At 74.0% G+C, this 1,121-nt stretch carries 1 protein-coding gene and 1 pseudogene; both read right to left on the bottom strand.

Going from position 1 to position 1,121, the window contains the following annotated elements:
- Positions 1 to 300 (bottom strand): annotated as a pseudogene (locus tag ACYVE7_RS34415) (two-component sensor histidine kinase); the annotation flags it as partial.
- The gene (locus ACYVE7_RS34410; protein WP_460370806.1) at positions 300 to 971 is read right to left on the bottom strand and encodes a response regulator transcription factor; all 672 of its coding nucleotides are present in this window, start codon (positions 969 to 971) and stop codon (positions 300 to 302) included. The pseudogene ACYVE7_RS34415 and the gene ACYVE7_RS34410, both read right to left, overlap by 1 nt.
- Positions 972 to 1,121: the final 150 nt, after the last annotated feature.

Below are 1,121 nucleotides of genomic sequence, written 5' to 3'. Positions count from 1 at the left end.
GCCGCCCGCGGCGTCGGCGAGCGCCACGGCCGCCCCGCCGGGGCCGAGCAGCACACCGTCCGGCAGATGGACGCTCATCCGGCCCGCCGCGCCCGCCTGCGTGGACAGCAGGGCCTTCTCCAGGGTGTCGCGGTCACCGGTGATCGCCAGCGCGGGGGCGATCGCCGCGGCCTGCCGTTCGGCGTCCACCAGGGCCTTCTCCCTGGCGATCTCCTGGACGACGAAGCCCAGCGGGATCAGGAACGCCAGCGCGATCATCGAGGTGACGGCGAGCGACACCCACAGCAGTGTGCGGCGCATCAGGGCGCCTGCAGCTTCACCCCGACGCCCCGCACGGTGTGCAGGTAGCGGGGGCGCGACGCGGTCTCGCCGAGCTTGCGGCGCAGCCACGACAGGTGCACGTCGATCGTCTGGTCCTCGCCGTAGGCCTGGTGCCAGACCTCGGTGAGCAGTTCGCGGCGCGCCACGACCCGTCCCGGCGAGGCCGCCAGATAGGCGAGCAGGTCGAACTCGCGGCGGGTCAGTTCCAGCGGCACCCCGTCCAGGGCGGCTTCGCGGCGGTCCAGGTCGATCCGGAGCCCGCCGACGACCAGGGCGGCGGGCGCGGCCCTGCCGCTGCGGCGCAGCACCGCCGACATCCGCGCCGACAGCACCTCGCCGGAGAACGGTTTGACCAGGTAGTCGTCGGCTCCGGCGTGGAGCAGCTTGACGATCTCGGCCTCGTCGTCGCGCGCCGTGGCGATGATCACCGGGACGTCGGTGATCCCGCGGAGCATCCGCAGCACCTCGGCGCCGTCCAGATCGGGTAGGCCGAGGTCCAGCACGATGATGTCGGGCGGGGCCTGGGCCGCCTCCCGCAGGGCGTCCAGGGCGGTGCCCGCGCTCCGCACCACATGCGAGCGCGAGGACAGATCGCGGATCAGCGCCGCCCGGACCATCGCGTCGTCTTCGACCACCAGCACCGTCGCCATTGGGGCAGAATACGCGGATGCGCCGCAAGCTCACCTACGCGACAGCCTGGGCGGCCGCGACCGCCTGCGCCGTCACGGTCTCCTGGCTCGCGGTCCGGCCCGTCCTGCGCGACGCGGCGTTCAGCCGGCCGTCGCCCGTGGCCGTCGACG

The sequence above is a fragment of the Actinocorallia lasiicapitis genome (assembly GCF_054778695.1).
The sequence above is the reverse complement of the archived record's forward strand: the minus strand, read 5'-3'. Positions and strand labels throughout refer to the sequence as shown.